This is a genomic window from Microbulbifer litoralis (assembly GCF_023634065.1).
Lineage (GTDB): Bacteria > Pseudomonadota > Gammaproteobacteria > Pseudomonadales > Cellvibrionaceae > Microbulbifer > Microbulbifer litoralis.
On sequence record NZ_JALKCV010000002.1, the window covers coordinates 145,863 to 164,917 of the forward strand.

A 19,055-nucleotide genomic window follows, 5' to 3' on the forward strand; every position below is an offset into this window, starting at 1 on the left:
TGAGGTGCGGAAAAAAGGTCTGGGATGATTCCTGTTTGAAGAACAGAAGAATCTCCCGGTCTTATTTTTATTGTTCGGTTTTTATTTTTTCTGTTTTGCTTGCCGGGCCCACTGTCTTTTTACTTTTTATCTTATCGACATTCGACATCTGCTGTTGGCATTTATTCTCATTCGGCATCAATGCGACAGTTTCCGAGGTGAGCCGGGAGCCAATGTAAACGCTTCCATTTTAATCCACAACTGTTGCAAGGGGATTTGGCGCTACTTTCATTTTGCGCTATTTGGCGGCTGGGATTATGAGAATCCGGTCACGGTAAAATGGGCTTTCCTTTTGTGTTGTCCCTTCGGAAAGCGGGCGCTGCCATATCAGGCCGGCAGCTGTTCGCGCCGGTACTCGGTGGGAGTCCTGTTGTGGCGGCGTTTGAAGGCGGCATTGAAAGGGCTCAGGGAGCGGTAACCAATATCCAGGGCGATGGAGAGCACCGGCAGGTGTGCCTGGCCCGGGTCGGCGAGGCGCGCGCTGGCTTCGTCGATACGGAACTGGTTCAGGTATTCGTTGAAGTTGCGGTAGCCCAGGTGGCGGTTGATCAGTACCCGCAGCACGTGCTCGCGGGCATCCAGCTGTTCCGCCAGCGTGCGGATGGTGAGCCCGGTGTAGCGGTAGCCGCCGTTGTTCATGTGGGCGTGGAGCTTTTCCAACAGTTGCAGCTGGTGTTCGTCCAGCGGTTCCGGACGCGTTTCCTTATTCTCGGCGACCGCGGGGCTGTCCTCCGCTTTGGGCATCGACTCGACCAGCGCGGCCGGCGACAGCGCCAGCAACCACAGGCAGGCGGCGAGGGTCAGCAGGCTGGCGAGAACCGCGTGCAGCGTCGGCACGCCGGCGGGAACCGGCTGGTAGGAAAACAGGAATTCGGCGCAGATCACGATCAGCATATAGCCGCCCACGGCGATCAGCAGCGCCGCCCGCAGCCGACGCCGCGCGGCCACCAGGTCCGACTGGTAGCGCTGCAGCAGGGCGACCATGCCGGCGGCGATCAAGCCCAGTTTGAGCGGCTGTGAAAGTACGTAGAGCACTTCGTGCAGCAGGGAGGTTTGCGGAAAATCGATATAACCGGCGGCCACGGAGACCAGCACGGAGAGTCCCACCGGAAGCCAGCCCCAGCGCGGGAAGGATTCCCCCTCGCTGCTGAGCAGGTGTGCGAACAGCCAGAAGGCCGCCGGAACCAGTATCGTGGGCAGGTCGAGCAGGAACCCGATAAAGCGGTTCTCCAGCGGCAGCAGTGGTCGCAGCAGGTAGCAGAAAACCCCGGTGATCAGCAGGAGCAGCCAGCGCCCGGCGGCCTGTTGCCGATACCCGATTGCCAGCCGCGCCGCCGCCAGCAACAACAGGCCGCAGGCACTGCCGGAAAAAAATACAAACCACTCGCTCATTTTCGGCGACCAGGGGCCGAAGGCGGGCAGTTATTGTTCCCCGATTCCTGCAATTCGCCCATTGTACTCACCGCCATCGGTCTGCCCAGGCATCCAGTACCTTGCTGGAGTAAGTGTGGCGGCCGTAGCTGCCGTTGTAATAGGCCAGCGCATTGGCCAGGTTGCCGTCGGCCTTGCCGATATAGTGTTTGAGGATGGTGCAGCCGTAGCGCAGGTTGGTGTCCATATCGATCAGGTTGTCTTCCGGGCGGCCGATTTCGTTTTTCCAGAAGGGCATCACCTGCATCATGCCCTGGGCGCCGACGCGGGACACGGCGTAGGGATTGAAGGCGCTCTCGATCTGGATTACCGCCAGCACCACTTCCGGCCGCAATCCGGCCAGGGTGGCCTCGCGATGCACGGCCTTGAGGACCCGCATGCGCTCCTGGGGATCCTCGATGTAGCGGGCCAGCGGCTGGGATTTGGACATCAGCCAGACTTCTGCATCGAAGCGGTCGGCAAAGCTGTCGGCCTGGGTCACCGCGTCTTTCAGTGCGCGCTTGAGCGCCGGGTCTATCTCCGGGATCTTCTCCTGGGCCCGGGCGCCGGTGAAAAGCAGGCAGAGCAGCAGTGTGGTCAGGCTTTTTCTTATCATGACAGCGGATTTTACGGAAAGGCGGGAGGGAAGGGCAGGGGCAATCGTGGATTGCGGGTCGGGCTGCCCGCACAATCGTCATCCCGGACTTGATCCGGGATCCAGTGTGGCACACGAGTAGGCCGGCCTGCGCCGGCATGACGAAAGCGGCTTCTCAGCTGCCGATCGTTTTCAGCAGCACTTCCTCCAACTGCGATTCGGCAAACTCCTGGCTCTCGGCATCGCGGCGGCCCTTGTATTCCACCACGCCCTTTTCCAGGCCGCGATCGCCGACCACGATGCGGTGCGGGATACCCATCAGTTCCACGTCGGCCAGCATGGCGCCGAGGCGGGCCTTGGGTTCGTCCATCAGCAACACGTCGACACCCTGCTTGCGCAGGGATTCGTACAGGTGCTCGCACTTCTCCCTTACCACATCGCTCTTGTGCATATTGATCGGCACGATCGCCAGTTGGAAGGGCGCGATCGCTTCGGGCCAGATGATGCCGGCGTCGTCGTGGTTCTGCTCGATGGCGGCGGCGACGATACGGGACACGCCGATGCCGTAGCAGCCCATGGACATCACCTGCTCCTTGCCATTCTCGTCCAGCACCGTGGCGTTCATCGCGCGACTGTATTTGTCGCCCAGCTGGAAGATATGGCCCACCTCGATACCGCGTTTGATCTCCAGGGTGCCCCTGCCGTCCGGGCTCGGGTCGCCGGCGACCACATTGCGCAGGTCCTCGATGCGTTCCAGCGGGGTGTCGCGGTCCCAGTTGACGCCGGTGTAGTGGTAGTCGTCCAGGTTGGCGCCGCAGATAAAATCGGCCAGGTTCGCCGCGGCGCGATCGACGACGGTGTGGATGTTCATACCCACCGGGCCCAGGGAGCCGATGCCACAGCCGAGCTCTTCGACGATGCGCTCCTCGGGTGCGAACTCGAGCGGGCTGGCGATACCTTTCAGTTTTTCCGCTTTCAGCTCGTTCAACTCGTGGTCGCCGCGCAGCACCAGGGCCACCAGCGGCGCCTTTTCATCTTCACCGGCCTCGCCCAGCACGATCAGGGTTTTTACCGATTGGGCCGGATCCGCCTTCAGGAACTCGCTGACCGCGGCGATGGTTTTCTGCCCCGGCGTGTGTACCTGCTGCATATCCGCGCTGGCTGCCGGGCGCCCGCCCGCCGGTGCCACCGCTTCCGCGAGTTCCACATTGGCGGCGTAGCGGGACTCGCTGGAGAAGGCGATATCGTCCTCGCCGCTCTCGGCCAGTACGTGGAATTCGTGGGAGCTGGAGCCGCCGATGGAGCCGGTGTCCGCCAGGACCGGGCGGTAGTCCAGGCCGATGCGCTCGAAGATGCGGCAGTAGGCGCCGTGCATCGCGTCGTAGGTCTCCTGCAGGGAGTCCGGGTCGATATGGAAGGAATAGGCATCCTTCATGGTGAACTCGCGCGCACGCATTGCGCCGAAGCGCGGGCGTATCTCGTCGCGGAACTTGGTCTGCAGCTGGTAGAAATTGGCCGGCAGTTGCTTGTAGCTGCTGATCTCGGTGCGGATCAGGTCCGTGATCACCTCTTCGTGGGTGGGGCCCAGGCAGAAGGCGTTGTCGTGGCGGTCCCGCAGGCGCAGCAGTTCCGGCCCGTATTCCTGCCAGCGGCCGGATTCCTGCCACAGCTCGGCTGGCTGCACGACCGGCATCAGCACTTCCAGGGCGCCGGCGCTGTCCATTTCCTCGCGCACGATGCACTCCACCTTGCGCAGCACCCGCAGGCCGGTCGGCAGCCAGGTGTAGAGGCCCGAGGCCAGGCGGCGGATCATGCCGGCGCGCAGCATCAGCTGGTGGCTGATGACCACGGCGTCGTTGGGGGTTTCTTTCTGTGTGGCGATCAGATAGCGGGATGCGCGCATAGGAAATCTGTTCTGTGGTTGTTGCTTTCAGGGCCGGTCATTTTACGCCGGAGCGGGGATTTTGTGATAGGGCCAGCCGGTTATTGGCGAGGGGGCACAAAAAACCCCGCCGCAGCGGGGTTTTCGCTGTCGGCAGTGGCGAAATCAGGATTCAGCCATTTCCTTCAGCTTCTTCAGCGGGCGTACCTTGACCTGGATGCTGGCCGGCTTGGCCTTGAACATAGTCTCTTCACCGGTGAAGGGGTTGATGCCCTTGCGCGCCTTCTTGGCCGGCTTCTTCACGGTGGTGATCTTCATCAGGCCCGGCAGGGCGAACTCGCCCACGGAGCGCTTCTTCACGTGGCTGTGGATAACATCGGTCAGTTCGTCCAGGACCGACTGTACCTGCTTGCGGCTCAGTTCGGTGTTCTCGGCGATCTGGTTCAGGATCTGGGTCTTGGTGTACTTCTCTTTTACCGCTTTGACCTTCTTGGCCGGAGCTGCGGCCTTCTTGGCTGCGGTCTTCTTGGCGGGTGCTTTCTTAGCTGCTTTCTTTGCGGCCATGAGTAGCTTCCTTCTTTGTGGTGTTTTCCAGTGAGAGTATGTTCGTACGCCCGTTACGTTACCGCGGAAGGCCCGGGGGGACGCAACAGGTGTTGGGGCAAGTATATATAGTTTTTGTTCGCTCGCACGGGAAAATACGGGAAAAATAGTGCTTTTTTACTCAGTTTTGGGGTTGGGACCGCATCTCCATGCTCGATTTATGGTGTCCATATTGCCCCTTGCCGCCACAGCTTCTTCCCGCTCGGGGGCTCATGTATAATCTGCGCCCCTTAATGTACTGGGTATTGACCAATGCCGATCTACGAATATCAGTGCAAGGCCTGTGGCCACGAAATGGAGAAATTGCAGCGGATCAGCGATGCTCCGCTGACGGACTGCCCGGCCTGTGACCGGGCCGAGCTGCGCAAGAAAATCTCTGCGGCGGGCTTCCGCCTCAAGGGCGGGGGCTGGTACGAGACCGATTTCAAGACCGGCGGCAAGAAGAACCTGGCCGGCGAGCAGTCCTCCTCCAAGGGGGAGAGCAAGGGGCAATCCAAGGCCAAGCCGTCGACGGACAAGCCGGCAGCGGCCAGCTGAGAGCCCTGAAAGCCGGGGCGGACGCGCTGTTCCCGGCCCCTGCAGGCTCTGATGCCGGATCAGGGACCAATACGATTAACCAACCGACAACGGGAATTTGCATCCATGCGCACCGACTACTGTGGCGCCCTTCGCTCTGCGGATATTGACCGCACTGTAACCCTCTGTGGCTGGGTTGACCGCCGCCGCGACCACGGCGGGGTCATCTTCATCGACCTGCGCGACCGCGACGGTATCGCCCAGGTGGTGTTCGACCCGGACGCCGCTGAGTACTTCGAGAAGGCCGACCGGGTGCGCAGCGAGTATGTGCTCAAGGTCACCGGCCGCGTGCGCGCCCGCGCCGCGGAGGCGGTCAACCCGAACATGGCCACCGGGGAGATCGAGATCTACGGTACCGAATTGGAGATCCTGAACACCGCCGAAACCGTGCCTTTCCAGCTGGACGAGCACACGGCAGTGGGCGAGGACGTGCGCCTCAAGTACCGCTACCTGGACCTGCGCCGTACCGAGATGCAGCACAACCTGCGCTTCCGCTCCCGGCTGACCACCGCCATCCGCAACTACCTGGACGGCGAGGGCTTCCTGGATATCGAAACGCCGATCCTGACCCGCGCCACCCCCGAGGGCGCCCGCGACTACCTGGTGCCGAGCCGCACCCACGAGGGCAAGTTCTTCGCCCTGCCGCAGTCGCCGCAGTTGTTCAAGCAGTTGCTGATGGTGTCCGGCTTCGACCGTTACTACCAGATCGCCAAGTGTTTCCGCGACGAGGACCTGCGCGCGGATCGCCAGCCGGAATTCACCCAGATCGATATCGAGACCGCCTTCCTGGAAGAGGGCGACATCATGTCCATCACCGAGGATATGGTGCGCCGCCTGTTCAGCGAGCTGAAGGGTGTGGAGCTGGGCGAGTTCCCGCGCATGACCTACTACGAGGCGATGCTCAGGTACGGCTCCGACAAGCCGGACCTGCGCATCCCGCTGGAGATGGTCGAGATCAAGGACCTGATGGCGGAAGTGGACTTCAAGGTCTTCTCCGGCCCGGCCAACGATCCGAAAGGCCGCGTGACCGCACTGAAAGTGCCCGGCGGCAACGACAAACTGACCCGCAAGCAGATCGACGACTACACCAAGTTCGTCGGCATCTACGGCGCCAAGGGCCTGGCCTATATCAAGGTCAACGACCGCAGCGACCTGGAGGGTGGCCTGCAGTCGCCGATCGTCAAGTTCCTGCCCAATGAGACCCGCGCGGCGATTCTCGACCGGCTGGAAGCCGACAACGGCGACCTGATCTTCTTTGGCGCCGACAGGGCCAAGGTCGTGTCCGAGGCCCTGGGCGCGCTGCGCTGCAAGCTGGGCGAAGACCTGCAGCTGTACATCCGCGAGTGGGCACCGCTGTGGGTGGTGGACTTCCCCATGTTCGAGGAAGAGGACGACGGCAGCCTGACCTCGCTGCACCATCCGTTCACGGCGCCATCCTGCTCGCCGGATCAGCTCGAACAGAACCCGCTGGAAGCGCTGTCGCGCGCCTACGATATGGTGCTGAACGGCACCGAGCTGGGCGGCGGCTCCATCCGTATCCACGACCAGTCGATGCAGGAAGCGGTTTTCCGCGTGCTGGGTATCGGCGAGCGGGAGCAGCGGGAGAAATTCGGCTTCCTGCTGGACGCGCTGAAATACGGCGCGCCGCCCCACGGCGGCCTGGCCTTTGGCCTCGACCGCCTGGTGATGCTGATGACCGACAGCGATTCCATTCGCGACGTGATCGCCTTCCCGAAAACCCAGAGCGCTGCCTGCGTCATGACCGACGCACCGGGCACCGTGGATTCCAGGCAGCTGCGCGAGCTGAATATCCGCCTGCGCCAGAAGGAAGAGAAGGTCAGTTAATACTCAGGTTCGGCGTTCGGGATTCCGGATTGATCGGTGTAGCCCGGATGGAGCGCAGCGGAATCCGGGACAGGGTGCGGCCCGGCACCCGGCCCCGGAACTGAACTCCGAAGCTTGAGAATTAAGAGAGTAATGTGGGAGGCTGCCTTGCAAACGATTTCCGGGGACTTCGCGGTAATCGCCTGCAGGGCAAGCTCCCACAGAAATACCGGAGAGAATAATGGCTGGACACAGTAAATGGGCCAATATCAAACACCGCAAGGCGGCCCAGGATGCCAAGCGCGGCAAGATTTTCACCAAGATCATCCGTGAGTTGACCGTGGCCGCCAAGGGCGGCGCCAACCCGGACGACAACCCCACCCTGCGCGCCACCATCGACAAGGCCCTGGGCGCGAACATGAAGCGGGACACCATTGATAAGGCCATCGCCCGCGGCGCCGGCAATGCCGAGGGTGACAACTACGAGGCCTGCACCTACGAGGGCTACGGTGTCGGCGGTGTGGCTATCCTGGTGGAGTGCCTGACGGACAATCGCAACCGCACCGTGGCCGAGGTGCGGCACGCGTTTACCAAGCGCGGCGGCAACCTGGGCACCGATGGCTCGGTGGCCTACCTGTTCACGCGCAAGGGGCAGATGTATTACGAGTCGGGCACCGACGAGGACGCGCTGATGGAAGCGGCCCTGGAGGCCGGTGCCGACGATATCGAAACCAGCGACGATGGCAGCATCGAGGTCACCACCGAATTCCAGGACTATATGCCGGTGAAGGACGCGCTGACCGAGGCCGGCTTCAAGCCGGACGGTGCCGAGATTGCCATGATCCCGTCCACCACCATCCCGCTGGATAAGGACGGCGCCGAGAAGGTGTTGGCGCTGGTGGATATGCTGGAAGACCTGGACGATGTGCAGAATGTCTACACCAACGCGGATATCCCGGAAGAGGTGATGGCCGAGCTGGGATAACCCGGGTGCGCGGAGCTCCAGCTCCGTATGCGGGCCGCAGGCCCGCCACCACGGCCCACTCGCCACCAGTTACTTATCCCTCATCATCAACTTGACGCCTCCCGCCCGCCTTGGGAAACTCCCGCCACTATATAAACGTACAGATATTATTGGAGGGAGCGGCCCTTGACCCGGATCCTGGGCATCGACCCCGGCTCGCGCAAGACCGGCTACGGCCTGATCGATGTGCAGCGCAGCAAGGCCGCCTATGTCGCCAGTGGCGTGATCCGTATCCCTGACGGGCCGCTGCCCGAACGCCTGAAGCTTATTTTCGATGCGATCAGCCAGATTGCGACCCAGTATCGCCCGGCACAGATGGCGATCGAGAATGTGTTCATGGCCAAGAGCGCCGGTTCGGCGCTGAAACTGGGCCAGGCGCGCGGCGCCGCCATCGTCGCCGCCGTCAATGCGGACCTGCCGGTGTCGGAGTACGAGGCGCGCAAGGTCAAGCAGGCCGTGGTGGGCACCGGCGCGGCGGACAAGCTGCAGGTGCAGCATATGGTCAAGACGCTGCTGGCCCTGCCCGCCGCCCCGCAGGAGGATGCCGCCGACGCCCTGGCCGTGGCGCTGTGCCATATGCATACCACACAGACCCTGGTGCAGGCCGCCGGGGGCGCCCGCGGCCGTTTCCGCCGCGGGCGCCTCAGTATTTAGTGCGGGGGTTCTGCGGGTTCCGGGGCGGCGCTGCTGCCGGTACTCCCTTGCGGGACACGCCGTGAATACATCCCTGTAGGCTTGTCTGCGAGGTCCCTCTCGCAGACAGTCCCGCAAGGGAGCACCGGCATCAGCACCTTCGCATCGAACGCATTGCCAGTTGGCACCTATTGAGATAGAAGAATGATAGGAAGACTGAGCGGCACCATCGCCGCCGTACAACCCCCGCTGCTGCTGGTGGATGTGCAGGGGGTCGGCTACGAGGTGCTCGCCCCCATGACCACCATTTTCGAGCTGCCGGCCCAGGGGCAGCAGGTGCAGTTGCACACCCACCTGGCGGTGTCGGAAACTGCCCAGACCCTGTACGGCTTTATCCGCGACGCCGACCGCCAGCTGTTCCGCACCTTGATCAAGGTCAATGGCGTGGGCCCCAAAATGGCACTGGCGATACTCTCCGGCCTGGACGGCGCCGCGCTGTCCCGCTGTGTGGCCGAGGACAACGTGGCGGCACTGGTCAAGGTACCCGGCGTCGGCAAGAAGACCGCCGAGCGCCTGATCGTGGAGCTGCGGGACAAGCTGGCGCCGCAGTTCGGCGACGCCAACGATATCCCGCTGATGGCGGCTTCCGCCGAGCCGACAGTGGATAGTGCCGGCGAGGCCGAGAGTGCCCTGGCAGCGCTGGGTTACAAGCCCACCGAGGCCAGCAAGATGGTGGCCCGCGCCAGCAAGGAACAGCCGGATGCCGACAGCGCCACGCTGATCCGCCTGGCCCTGAAGAGCCTGGCGCCGGCGTAGTGGAATGAGTAAAACGATGCAGGGAACAAACTATCGCAGCGTGAAGAGCTCTGATCGCGGAGCCGATGCTCCGGGCCGGCAAGCGGTCTGCCCGCGCATTGCGCATTCGGAGACCCTCCCGTGATCGAAGCCGACCGCCTGATTGCCCCCGAACCCATCGGTCCTTCCGGTCAGGAGGAGCGACACGACCGCGCCGTGCGTCCCAAATCCCTGGCGGACTATGTCGGCCAGCCGGTGGTGCGCGAGCAGATGGAGATCTTTATCCAGGCCGCCAGGTTGCGCGACGAGGCCCTGGATCACACGCTGGTGTTCGGCCCGCCCGGTCTGGGCAAGACCACCCTGGCGAATATCATCGCTGCGGAGATGGACGTGGCCATCAAGACCACCTCGGGTCCGGTACTGGAAAAGGCCGGCGACCTGGCCGCGATCATGACCAACCTCGAGCCGGGCGATGTGCTGTTTATCGACGAGATCCACCGCCTGAGCCCCCATGTGGAGGAGGTGCTCTACCCGGCGATGGAGGACTACCAGCTGGATATCATGATCGGCGAGGGCCCGGCGGCGCGCTCGATCAAGCTGGACCTGCCGCCGTTTACGCTGGTGGGTGCCACCACCCGCGCCGGCCTGCTGACCTCGCCGCTGCGCGACCGTTTCGGTATCGTGCAGCGGCTGGAATTCTACAACGTGACCGACCTGACCCATATCGTGCGGCGCTCCGCCGGCCTGATGGGTGTGCAGATGGACGAGGGCGGCGCTCTGGAAGTGGCGCGTCGCGCCCGCGGCACGCCGCGCATCGCCAACCGCCTGCTGCGCCGGGTGCGCGACTACGCGGAGGTGAAGGGTAACGGCACGGTGGATTCGGCCATCGCCGACGCGGCGCTGAATATGCTCAACGTGGACGCCAGCGGTTTCGACCAGCTGGATCGGCGCATGCTGCTGGCGATGATCGAGAAGTTCGAAGGCGGCCCGGTGGGGGTGGACAGTCTCGCCGCAGCGGTCAGCGAGGAGCGGGATACCCTGGAAGATGTGATAGAGCCCTACCTGATCCAGCAGGGCTATGTGGCGCGGACCCCCCGTGGGCGGGTGGTGACGGGGCTGGCCTACGAGCATTTCGGTATCCCCAGGCCGGATAGAGCCGGGACTCGGGGAGGTGGCCGTGGAAGCCAGAAGGAATAGCTTCCTTCTGGCCGCTCGGGAGGGCAAACCCGCCGGGTATGACGTGTTTGTATGCGCCGCGGTTCCCGCAGCACAATCCTGCGAGTCCCGAGTCCCGAGTCCCGAGTCCCGAGTCCCGAGTCCCGAGTCCCGAGTCCCGAGTCCCGAGTCCCGAAAACCACCCGACAAACGGATACCCAAAACCACCCAAAGAGCGATAACGGACCCCCATGACCACCCCCTTCACCCTCCCCATCCGCGTCTATATCGAGGATACAGACGCGGGCGGAATCGTCTATTACGTGAATTACCTGAAGTATATGGAGCGCGCGCGCACAGAATTCATGCGTTCGCTCGGCTATGATAAGCCCGCCATGCCACAGGAGGGCCTGTTGCTGGTGGTGCATTCGGCCGAGATCCAGTACCGCCGCTCGGCCTGGCTCGACGATTCGTTGCGGGTCACGGCGGCCCTTGGCAGACTGGGGCGTGCCGCGATGACCTTCGAACAAAAAATATGGCGCAATGATGAAATTATTTGCGAGGGCGTGGTCAAAGTCGCTTGCGTCTCGGATGACAGCCGCAGGCCCTGCGCGCTCCCCGAACCCATTCATTCAGCATTAAAGGCAGCTTGTTAGAAAAATGAACGCCGGTGAACAACTTTCCCTGTGGGGGCTGATACAGAACGCCAGTCTTCTGGTCCAGCTGGTCATGTTGCTATTGCTGCTGGCCTCGGTGATATCCTGGGTCATGATCGTGCAGCGTGGTCTCTACCTGTCCCGCGCGCGCAGGGCGCTGATCAACTTCGAGCGCCGCTTCTGGTCCGGCGCCGACCTCAACCAGCTGTTCCGCGAGGGCAACGCCCGCGCCGAACGCGGCAAGACCGACGGGGTCGAGTCCCTGTTCCGCGCCGGTTTCACCGAATTCACCCGCCTGCGCCAGCAGAGCCAGGGCCGCAGCAGCCCCGAGGCGGTGATGGAGGGCACCGAGCGCGCCATGCGCGTGGCCATGTCCCGCGAGCAGGAGAAGGCGGAGATGAACCTGCCGTTCCTGGCCAGCGTGGGTTCGGTCAGCCCCTATATCGGCCTGTTTGGCACCGTCTGGGGCATCATGAATTCCTTCCGCGGCCTGGCCACCATGCACCAGGCCACCATCGCCACGGTGGCGCCGGGGATCAGTGAGGCGCTGGTGGCCACCGCCATGGGCCTGTTTGCCGCGATTCCGGCGGTGATGGCCTACAACCGCTACTCGGCCAAGGCGGAGTGGCTGCTGTCCAGCTACGAGACCTTCGCCGAGGAGTTCTCCTCCATCCTGCACCGCAAAGTGCACTCGGCCTGAGCAAGCGGAGCGAAACATGGGTGTATTTCGCAAAGGCCCGAAAAAGAAACTGGTATCGGAGATCAACGTCGTCCCCTATATCGACGTGATGCTGGTACTGCTGATCGTGTTCATGGTCACGGCGCCGCTGTTGATGCAGGGGGTCAAGGTGGACCTGCCCAACGCGCCCTCGGCGCCGATCGACGATACCGACGACGAGCCGCTGATCGTGTCGGTGCGCGCAGACGGGACCTACTACCTGAACCTGGGCGAGGACGAGAAAGTGGCCAAGCCGCTGGAGGACATCAAGGAAACTGTCGCCAAGGTTCTGCGTCAAAAACCCAAGACGCCGGTGTTGGTGTGGGGGGATACCGAGGCCAAGTACGGCCTGATCGTCAGCGCCATGACCCATCTGCAGCAGGCCGGTGCGCCCAGCGTGGGCCTGGTCACCGAGCCGCCGCAGGAATAGTGCGAGATGCGGGTTAATTCCTATCTATTGCCGGTCTTTGTCAGCCTGCTGCTCCACGGGCTGCTGATCGCTGTACTCGGCTTCGGCTGGGAGGCGACCAAGGAGCCCAAGCGCACCATGCCGCAGTTTGTACAGGCGAAGCTGGTCACGGTCGATGCGACGGTGAAGAAGAAACAGGCGCCAAAGAAGGTCGACCTGCGCGAGAAGCGCCGCCAGCGGGAGCTGGAGCGCCAGCGCCAGGCGGAGGCCGAGCGCGAGCGCCGCGCCGCGCTGGAACGCAAGAAAAAGGCGGAGGCGGACAAGAAGCGCAAGGCCGAAGCCGAGCGCAAACGCAAGGCGGCCGAGGAAAAGGCCCGTCAGGAGAAAGAGCGCAAGGAGCGGGAGCAGAAAGAGCAACTGGAGCGCGAGCGCCAGAGTGCTTTTGACGAGGCGCTGGAGGATGAAGAGGAACTGCTCGACGCGCGCGAGGACGCCCAGGCGGTGATGTCCATCGCCCAGGCAATCCAGCAGCGCATCGAGTCGGTATGGAACCTGCCGCCCAGCGCGCGCAATGGTATGGTCACCGAAGTGCAGATCAACTTCGTGCCCACCGGGCGCGTGGTGGCCACCAACATTGTCGAGGGGAGCGGCAATGCGGCACTGGACCGCTCGGTGATCAACGCCGTGCGCAAGGTGGAAGTGTTCCCCGAAGTGGCGGACCTGGCCCGCGAGGAGCCGGCACTGTTCGAACGCGAAGTACGTACAACCCGATTGATTTTCAGAGTCGAAGGCCTGCGCCAATGATCAAAAAACTCAAGTTGTTCCTGATAGTCACCATTGCCAACTGCCTGCTGGTCGCGGCCGCGCAGGCGCAGTTGGTGGTGGAGATTTCCGGGGATGTCCAGAACCCGACACCGATCGCCATCTCGCCGTTCGCCTGGTCTGGCAGCGGCGTACTGTCCGAGGATGTGTCGGAGATTGTCTCCGCGGACCTGCGCCGCAGCGGCCTGTTTGCGCCGGTGCCGCGGGAAGACATGCTGTCTTTCCCGAAAACACCGGAGGATGTGGTGTTCCGGGATTGGCGGATACTGGGAACCGAATACGTCGTTACCGGTCGTATGGAACCCCAGGCGGGCGGCTACCTGCTGACGTTCGACCTGACGAACATCTTCGGCCAGAGCAAGGTGTTCACCAAACAGGTTCGCGGCAGCAGCCAGCAGCTCAGGGATATCGCCCACCGCGCGGCGGACGAGATCTTCGAGGCGATCACCAATATTCGCGGGGCTTTCTCCACGGAGATGCTCTACGTGCAGGAGACGACCCGCAACGGCCGTCCCAGCTACGCGTTGATGCGCGCGGATATCGACGGCGCGCGCGCGCGCGAAGTGCGCCGCTTCGACCAGCCGGTGATGTCGCCGATGTGGTCACCGGACGGCCAGGAAGTCGCCTATGTGTCCTTCGAGACCGGCCGCCCGGCGATCTTCCGCGAAAACCTGCGCACCGGGGCGCGCCAGCAGTTGACCAACTTCAAGGGCATCAACAGCTCGCCGACCTGGTCGCCGGACGGAACTAAACTGGCCATGGTGCTTTCGAAAGACGGCAATCCGGAGATCTATGTATTGGATCTGAACTCCGGCAAGTTCACCCGGATGACGCGGCACTTTGCCATCGACACCGAACCGAACTGGATGCCGGATGGCAAATCACTGGTTTTCACCTCAGATAGGGGAGGTAAGCCACAAATTTACGAATTGACCCTTGCCACCGGTCAAGTGGACCGCTTAACCTTCGATGGCGACTACAACGCTAGACCGCGGGTGTCGCCGGATGGGAAAACGCTGGTCATGGTTCATCGCAGCAGGGGGGTATTCACGATTGCGACGATGGATATCAAGTCTGGCAGAATGCGTGTCCTCACGGAGACGAGCTTGGATGAGTCCCCCAGTATCGCACCGAACGGCGCCATGCTGATGTATGCCACCAAGCGGGGAAACAAGGGAATTCTGGCAGCGGTATCGCTGGATGCCGGTGGTAAGTACAACCTGCCGTCCCAACGGGGGGATGTTCGCGAGCCGGCGTGGTCGCCATACTTTGATTGACTTTCTTGGAGTGTGAGGGGTGCTCGTTCGATCGTGGCTTTTGCCCGCGGCGGGTATGGATTCAGACAAAATATCTTTCAGGATTTTTTATAACACTAAATAGCGGAGTTGCTTATGTTGAAATCAGTAAAAACTGGCCTGGGTTTGGCCTGTGTCCTGGCGGTAATGGCCGGTTGTTCCAGCACCGATACCGATGACAGTGCACAACAGCAGATGACCCAGCAGCCCCAGGAGCCGGTCGTGGAAACCCCGGCGGAGCCGGTGGAAGCCACACCGCTGGACAATGTCGTTTACTTCGACTTTGACCAGTCCCTGCTGAAGCCGTCCACCCGCGAGCTGCTGATCCAGCACGCCGATCGCCTGCGCGACTCCAGCGCCAGCGTGCGCCTCGAGGGCCACGCCGACGAACTGGGCACCCGCGAGTACAACCTGGCCCTGGGTGAGCGCCGTGCCAACGCCGTGCGCGACTTCCTGGTGCTGCAGGGTGTAGACGCCAACAGCCTGGAAGTGATCAGCTACGGTGAAGAGCGCCCGGCCCAGAACGGTTCCAGCGAGAGTGCCCGCGCCATGAACCGCCGCGTTGTGATCGTAAAATAATCGTGTAAGCTGCCAACATGGCTTTGACGATTAAACAGATCGCGATTGCCGCAGCCACACTGGCTGCGGCGTCGCCCGTATTCTCACAGGCGCCGATTGTCGACCTGTCGAACGACAGTGAGCAGCAGTCGGCGTCCTCATATCCGGATTCCGCCAGTTCGTCGTATCCGGATTCAACCACCTCCGAACCCGCCTACCGCGACACCCAGCTGGCGCGGGCTCCGGCCGCGCAGCGCCCGCGGGCCCAGGGCAACCAGCAGGCCGATGCCTACTACCAGATGCAGGTGTTGCAGCAGGAAGTCCAGGAGTTGCGCGGTGCGGTGGAAGAGCTGCGCCATGAGGTCAAGCGCCTCAAGCAGCAGCGCACCGATGACTACATGGACCTGGACCGCCGCATTTCCCGCCTGTCCGGCAGTGCCCCCGCCGATGGCGCGCCTGGCGATGGCGGGGAAGAGTCGGGTGACAATGGCCTGTCCAGCCCGTCACAGCCCGCTGCCAGCGAGCCGGCGGCGGCCAGCGAAGACGAGCGCGACCGCTACCAGGCCAGCTTCGGCCTCGCCCGCGAGGGCGATTACGACGGCGCCAGCGCCGAGTTCAGGAAGCTGCTGGAGGATTACCCCGAGGGCCGCTATGCGCCCAATGCCAACTACTGGCTGGGTGAGATAGCACTGGTGCAGGGCAATCTGGAAGAGGCGCGCCAGTGGTTTGTGTCCCTGCTGGACGGTTATCCCAATTCCACCAAGGTCTGGGATGGCCGCTACAAGCTCGGTACCGTCTACCACCAGTTGGGTGAGGAGAAGAAGGCCCGCGATCTGCTGGAGCAGGTCGCCGCCAGCGATGCCCGCGCCTCGGGCCTGGCCAGGAAGTACCTGGAGCAGAACTTCTAGGGGCCCGGGCCGGTCCCCAGTCCGGCCGCTGGTTTTTTGACCACAAAAGCTCTATGATCCCGCGCCCGGGTGGCACAAGCCGCCCGGGCGTTTTCTATTGTGGTGGCAATGACTGACTTGACCGCGGAGTCGCTCCGCATCACCGAAATTTTCTATTCCCTGCAGGGAGAGGCGCGGGAATCCGGCTACCCGACGGTGTTCGTGCGCCTGACCGGCTGCCCGCTGCGCTGCACCTACTGCGATTCCGAGTACGCCTTCCACGGCGGTGAACGCATGACTCTGGCGCAGATCCTGCAGCAGGTACAAAGCCATCCCGCGCGCCACGTCTGTGTCAGTGGCGGTGAGCCGCTGGCGCAGCCCAACTGCCTGCCGCTGCTGACCGCGCTCTGCGATGCCGGCTACCGGGTGTCGCTGGAGACCGGTGGCGCCATGCCGGTGGAGCAGGTGGATCCGCGGGTATCGCGGGTAGTGGACCTGAAAACCCCGGCCTCCGGCGAGCAGCACCGCAATCGCATGGAAAACATCGATGCGCTCAACGAGCGCGACCAGGTCAAGTTCGTCATCTGCGACCGCGCGGATTTCGACTGGGCCAGCTTCGCCGTCGACCGCTACCGGCTGACCGAGCGGGTGGGCGAGGTGCTGTTTTCCCCCAGCTACGAACAGCTCAAGCCGCGGCAACTGGCCGAATGGATCCTCGAGGCCGGCCTGCCTGTGCGCATGCAACTGCAGATGCACAAACTGCTCTGGGGCGATATCCCGGGAGTGTAAGCCGCAACCCGAAAGAATGACGCCCTCTCCCACCGGGGAGAGGGCCCGGTACTGATTCACGAGGAAACAATGACTACGCAAAAAGCTGTTGTCCTGCTGTCCGGCGGCCTGGATTCCGCCACCACACTGGCGATGGCCCGCGCCGAGGGTTTCGAATGCTACGCGCTGGGGTTTGACTACGGCCAGCGCAGCAGCGCCGAACTGATGGCCGCGCAGCGGGTTGCCGCGGACCTGGATGCCCGCGAGCACAAGGTGGTACAACTCGACCTGCGCGCGATAGGCGGTTCCGCACTGACCGACGACAGTATCGATGTGCCCGAAGAGGAGACCAGCGGTATACCGGTCACCTACGTGCCGGCGCGCAACACGGTATTCCTGTCCATCGCCCTGGGCTGGGCGGAGGTACTGGGCGCACAGGATATCTTTGTGGGCGTCAACGCGGTGGACTACTCCGGCTATCCGGACTGCCGCCCCGAATATGTCGAGGCCTTCGAAAAAATGGCCAACCTGGCCACGCGCGCCGGCGTCGAGGGGCACAGGCTCCATATCCGCGCGCCGCTGATGGACATGACCAAGGCCGACATCGTCCGCCGCGGTACCGAATTGGGAGTCGACTACAGTCTGACAGTATCCTGCTACCAGGCACAGCCGGATGGCGCTGCCTGCGGCCGTTGCGACAGCTGCCGCTTGCGGGCCGCCGGTTTTGCCGAGGCCGGGCTAGCGGACCCGACCGTCTACGCGGGCTGATCGGGGCAATTGTGCGGCCTCCGGTCGCGGGAGGCTAAGCCCTTAAATTAGCAGGATTTTTTTGGCGGCGGGTATTGTCTTTTGGAAATAGATCCGTAAGATACGCAGCTCCTCACAGCGAGGCATCAAAGGGTCGTTAGCTCAGTTGGTAGAGCAGTTGGCTTTTAACCAATTGGTCGCTGGTTCGAATCCAGCACGACCCACCATATTCCGGAAAGGGCCGCCAGTGGCGGCCCTTTTTGCTGGTCTGGCACCGGCATTGCTTTTCAATGCCAGATCAGTATGATGCGCTCCTTCTTCAAGGGTCGTTAGCTCAGTTGGTAGAGCAGTTGGCTTTTAACCAATTGGTCGCTGGTTCGAATCCAGCACGACCCACCATATTTCCTTCCCCTGTCCGTCCTGTTCACCGAATGGCCCCGGGCTGTCTCTCCGCTGACTTACACTTGACGGTGGCGATGGCGGGCTGCAACAGTCGCGTCACAAAAGGCTATAATGCGCGCTTTTCCGCTAGTGGTAGATAGCATGACCGAGAAGTTGGTTCCCACACAAAACACCGATTCCCGCGATATCGTGCAGGCGCACCTGGCCGAACCGGCGGTGCACCAATACAGTGAAGAGGAGCTACAGCTGTGGCGCGAGCGTATCAAGCGACTGCTCAAGGAGCAGAACGCGGTGCTGGTGGCCCACTACTACACGGACCCGCTGATCCAGGCGCTGGCCGAGGAGACCGGCGGTTGTGTGTCGGATTCGCTGGAGATGGCGCGTTTCGGCGCCGAGCACCAGGCGGATACCCTGATCGTCGCCGGGGTCAAGTTCATGGGCGAGACCGCCAAGATCCTGACGCCGGAAAAGCGCGTGCTGATGCCCACCCTCGAGGCTACCTGCTCCCTGGACCTCGGCTGCCCACCGGAGGAATTCTCCGCCTTCTGCGACGCCAACTCCGACCGCACGGTCGTCGTCTATGCGAACACTTCTGCCGCGGTCAAGGCCCGCGCAGATTGGGTAGTGACCTCCAGTATCGCGCTGGACGTGGTGGACCACCTGGACGAGCAGGGCGAGAAGATCCTGTGGGCGCCAGATAAGCACCTGGGCAGCTATGTGCAGCGGGAAACCGGTGCCGATGTACTGCTGTGGAACGGCGCCTGTATCGTGCACGAGGAGTTCAAGGCCAAGGGGGTTTCCGACCTGAAGGCCCTGTACCCGGACGCGGCGGTACTGGTGCACCCGGAATCGCCGGCGTCCGTGGTGGAGCTGGCGGACGTGGTGGGTTCCACCTCGCAGATCATCAACGCGGCCAGGACCCGGCCGGAGAAGCGTTTTATCGTCGCCACCGACCAGGGCATCTTTTACAAGATGCAGCAGCAGTGCCCGGACAAGGAGCTGATTGTCGCGCCGACGGCCGGCGCCGGTGCCACCTGCCGCAGCTGCGCCAACTGCCCGTGGATGGCGATGAACTCCCTGGAAAACCTGTGCGGGGTACTGGAGCGGGGCGACAACGAGATACTGGTGGACCCGGACCTGGGCCGGCGCGCGATGATTCCGCTGCAGCGGATGCTGGATTTCCGCAAGCCGTTAGACTGAATGCGGGCAAACCTGCCGGGAGCAGACTTGCACAGCCGGAGGCTGCCCGCGTAGCGG

General features: G+C 62.9%; 20 protein-coding genes and 2 tRNA genes. 18 read left to right on the plus strand and 4 right to left on the minus strand.

Features of this window, described 5'->3' with window-relative positions; genetic code table 11:
* Positions 1 to 366 precede the first annotated feature (366 nt).
* The 4 genes from MWN76_RS03995 to MWN76_RS04010 all read right to left on the minus strand — a co-directional run bounded on the left by MWN76_RS03995 (position 367) and on the right by MWN76_RS04010 (position 4,490).
* Positions 367 to 1,431 (minus strand): helix-turn-helix domain-containing protein, encoded by a 1,065-nt coding sequence (locus tag MWN76_RS03995; protein WP_250459514.1) that lies wholly within the window; start codon positions 1,429 to 1,431, stop codon positions 367 to 369.
* A 67-nt stretch (positions 1,432 to 1,498) separates the two neighbouring features.
* Positions 1,499 to 2,065 (minus strand): lytic transglycosylase domain-containing protein, encoded by a 567-nt coding sequence (locus tag MWN76_RS04000; protein WP_250459515.1) that lies wholly within the window; start codon positions 2,063 to 2,065, stop codon positions 1,499 to 1,501.
* 154 nt (positions 2,066 to 2,219) lie between these two features.
* Positions 2,220 to 3,947 carry a proline--tRNA ligase gene (locus tag MWN76_RS04005; RefSeq protein ID WP_250459517.1) on the minus strand — a complete coding sequence of 576 codons (1,728 nt, stop codon included), beginning with the start codon at positions 3,945 to 3,947 and terminating at the stop codon, positions 2,220 to 2,222.
* A gap of 144 nt (positions 3,948 to 4,091) precedes the next feature.
* Complete coding sequence (locus MWN76_RS04010) at positions 4,092 to 4,490, minus strand: HU family DNA-binding protein (RefSeq protein ID WP_250459518.1); 399 nt, start codon at positions 4,488 to 4,490, stop codon at positions 4,092 to 4,094.
* 291 nt (positions 4,491 to 4,781) lie between these two features.
* On the opposite strand from MWN76_RS04010, the gene MWN76_RS04015 reads away from it, so the two are divergent.
* The 18 genes from MWN76_RS04015 to nadA all read left to right on the plus strand — a co-directional run bounded on the left by MWN76_RS04015 (position 4,782) and on the right by nadA (position 18,998).
* Complete coding sequence (locus MWN76_RS04015; RefSeq protein WP_250459519.1) at positions 4,782 to 5,066, plus strand: FmdB family zinc ribbon protein; 285 nt, start codon at positions 4,782 to 4,784, stop codon at positions 5,064 to 5,066.
* Positions 5,067 to 5,171: 105 nt separating this feature from the next.
* Positions 5,172 to 6,950, plus strand: a complete 1,779-nt coding sequence (aspS, locus tag MWN76_RS04020) for an aspartate--tRNA ligase (protein WP_250459520.1) — start codon at positions 5,172 to 5,174, stop codon at positions 6,948 to 6,950.
* 220 nt (positions 6,951 to 7,170) lie between these two features.
* Positions 7,171 to 7,914 (plus strand): YebC/PmpR family DNA-binding transcriptional regulator, encoded by a 744-nt coding sequence (locus MWN76_RS04025; protein ID WP_250459521.1) that lies wholly within the window; start codon positions 7,171 to 7,173, stop codon positions 7,912 to 7,914.
* A 165-nt stretch (positions 7,915 to 8,079) separates the two neighbouring features.
* The gene (ruvC, locus tag MWN76_RS04030) at positions 8,080 to 8,607 is read left to right on the plus strand and encodes a crossover junction endodeoxyribonuclease RuvC (RefSeq protein ID WP_250459522.1); all 528 of its coding nucleotides are present in this window, start codon (positions 8,080 to 8,082) and stop codon (positions 8,605 to 8,607) included.
* Between the two features lie 183 nt (positions 8,608 to 8,790).
* Entirely contained in the window at positions 8,791 to 9,402 is a 612-nt protein-coding gene (gene ruvA / locus MWN76_RS04035; protein WP_250459523.1) for a Holliday junction branch migration protein RuvA, read from the plus strand.
* A 120-nt stretch (positions 9,403 to 9,522) separates the two neighbouring features.
* On the plus strand, positions 9,523 to 10,578 hold the full coding sequence (ruvB, locus tag MWN76_RS04040) for a Holliday junction branch migration DNA helicase RuvB (protein WP_250459524.1): 1,056 nt from the start codon (positions 9,523 to 9,525) through the stop codon (positions 10,576 to 10,578).
* Positions 10,579 to 10,787: 209 nt separating this feature from the next.
* The gene (ybgC, locus tag MWN76_RS04045) at positions 10,788 to 11,192 is read left to right on the plus strand and encodes a tol-pal system-associated acyl-CoA thioesterase (protein ID WP_250459525.1); all 405 of its coding nucleotides are present in this window, start codon (positions 10,788 to 10,790) and stop codon (positions 11,190 to 11,192) included.
* A gap of 4 nt (positions 11,193 to 11,196) precedes the next feature.
* A complete protein-coding gene (gene tolQ / locus MWN76_RS04050) occupies positions 11,197 to 11,892 on the plus strand; it encodes a protein TolQ (RefSeq protein WP_250459526.1) in 696 nt (231 codons plus the stop codon).
* A gap of 16 nt (positions 11,893 to 11,908) precedes the next feature.
* Positions 11,909 to 12,340 carry a protein TolR gene (gene tolR, locus MWN76_RS04055; RefSeq protein WP_250459527.1) on the plus strand — a complete coding sequence of 144 codons (432 nt, stop codon included), beginning with the start codon at positions 11,909 to 11,911 and terminating at the stop codon, positions 12,338 to 12,340.
* A 6-nt stretch (positions 12,341 to 12,346) separates the two neighbouring features.
* Positions 12,347 to 13,123 (plus strand): cell envelope integrity protein TolA, encoded by a 777-nt coding sequence (gene tolA / locus MWN76_RS04060; RefSeq protein WP_250459528.1) that lies wholly within the window; start codon positions 12,347 to 12,349, stop codon positions 13,121 to 13,123.
* On the plus strand, positions 13,120 to 14,418 hold the full coding sequence (gene tolB, locus MWN76_RS04065) for a Tol-Pal system beta propeller repeat protein TolB (RefSeq protein WP_250459529.1): 1,299 nt from the start codon (positions 13,120 to 13,122) through the stop codon (positions 14,416 to 14,418). The genes tolA and tolB overlap by 4 nt, the downstream gene beginning before the upstream one ends.
* A gap of 114 nt (positions 14,419 to 14,532) precedes the next feature.
* A complete protein-coding gene (locus tag MWN76_RS04070; RefSeq protein ID WP_250459530.1) occupies positions 14,533 to 15,015 on the plus strand; it encodes an OmpA family protein in 483 nt (160 codons plus the stop codon).
* Positions 15,016 to 15,032: 17 nt separating this feature from the next.
* Entirely contained in the window at positions 15,033 to 15,902 is an 870-nt protein-coding gene (locus MWN76_RS04075; RefSeq protein ID WP_250459531.1) for a YbgF trimerization domain-containing protein, read from the plus strand.
* Positions 15,903 to 16,010: 108 nt separating this feature from the next.
* Entirely contained in the window at positions 16,011 to 16,670 is a 660-nt protein-coding gene (gene queE / locus MWN76_RS04080) for a 7-carboxy-7-deazaguanine synthase QueE (protein ID WP_250459532.1), read from the plus strand.
* Positions 16,671 to 16,739: 69 nt separating this feature from the next.
* Entirely contained in the window at positions 16,740 to 17,417 is a 678-nt protein-coding gene (gene queC, locus MWN76_RS04085; protein ID WP_250459533.1) for a 7-cyano-7-deazaguanine synthase QueC, read from the plus strand.
* A gap of 130 nt (positions 17,418 to 17,547) precedes the next feature.
* Positions 17,548 to 17,623, plus strand: a tRNA-Lys gene (locus MWN76_RS04090).
* Between the two features lie 96 nt (positions 17,624 to 17,719).
* Positions 17,720 to 17,795 (plus strand) — tRNA-Lys (locus MWN76_RS04095).
* Positions 17,796 to 17,939: 144 nt separating this feature from the next.
* Positions 17,940 to 18,998 carry a quinolinate synthase NadA gene (gene nadA, locus MWN76_RS04100; RefSeq protein WP_250459534.1) on the plus strand — a complete coding sequence of 353 codons (1,059 nt, stop codon included), beginning with the start codon at positions 17,940 to 17,942 and terminating at the stop codon, positions 18,996 to 18,998.
* Positions 18,999 to 19,055: the final 57 nt, after the last annotated feature.

Bases quoted from the DNA above. Each gene is read 5' to 3' on its own strand.
- MWN76_RS03995 (WP_250459514.1), bottom strand. From the start codon at position 1,431: ATGAGCGAGTGGTTTGTATTTTTTTCCGGCAGTGCCTGCGGCCTGTTG.
- MWN76_RS04000 (WP_250459515.1), bottom strand. From the start codon at position 2,065: ATGATAAGAAAAAGCCTGACCACACTGCTGCTCTGCCTGCTTTTCACC.
- MWN76_RS04005 (WP_250459517.1), bottom strand. From the start codon at position 3,947: ATGCGCGCATCCCGCTATCTGATCGCCACACAGAAAGAAACCCCCAAC.
- MWN76_RS04010 (WP_250459518.1), bottom strand. From the start codon at position 4,490: ATGGCCGCAAAGAAAGCAGCTAAGAAAGCACCCGCCAAGAAGACCGCA.
- MWN76_RS04015 (WP_250459519.1), top strand. From the start codon at position 4,782: ATGCCGATCTACGAATATCAGTGCAAGGCCTGTGGCCACGAAATGGAG.
- aspS (WP_250459520.1), top strand. From the start codon at position 5,172: ATGCGCACCGACTACTGTGGCGCCCTTCGCTCTGCGGATATTGACCGC.
- MWN76_RS04025 (WP_250459521.1), top strand. From the start codon at position 7,171: ATGGCTGGACACAGTAAATGGGCCAATATCAAACACCGCAAGGCGGCC.
- ruvA (WP_250459523.1), top strand. From the start codon at position 8,791: ATGATAGGAAGACTGAGCGGCACCATCGCCGCCGTACAACCCCCGCTG.
- ybgC (WP_250459525.1), top strand. From the start codon at position 10,788: ATGACCACCCCCTTCACCCTCCCCATCCGCGTCTATATCGAGGATACA.
- tolQ (WP_250459526.1), top strand. From the start codon at position 11,197: ATGAACGCCGGTGAACAACTTTCCCTGTGGGGGCTGATACAGAACGCC.
- tolR (WP_250459527.1), top strand. From the start codon at position 11,909: ATGGGTGTATTTCGCAAAGGCCCGAAAAAGAAACTGGTATCGGAGATC.
- tolA (WP_250459528.1), top strand. From the start codon at position 12,347: ATGCGGGTTAATTCCTATCTATTGCCGGTCTTTGTCAGCCTGCTGCTC.
- tolB (WP_250459529.1), top strand. From the start codon at position 13,120: ATGATCAAAAAACTCAAGTTGTTCCTGATAGTCACCATTGCCAACTGC.
- MWN76_RS04070 (WP_250459530.1), top strand. From the start codon at position 14,533: ATGTTGAAATCAGTAAAAACTGGCCTGGGTTTGGCCTGTGTCCTGGCG.
- MWN76_RS04075 (WP_250459531.1), top strand. From the start codon at position 15,033: ATGGCTTTGACGATTAAACAGATCGCGATTGCCGCAGCCACACTGGCT.
- queE (WP_250459532.1), top strand. From the start codon at position 16,011: ATGACTGACTTGACCGCGGAGTCGCTCCGCATCACCGAAATTTTCTAT.
- queC (WP_250459533.1), top strand. From the start codon at position 16,740: ATGACTACGCAAAAAGCTGTTGTCCTGCTGTCCGGCGGCCTGGATTCC.
- nadA (WP_250459534.1), top strand. From the start codon at position 17,940: ATGACCGAGAAGTTGGTTCCCACACAAAACACCGATTCCCGCGATATC.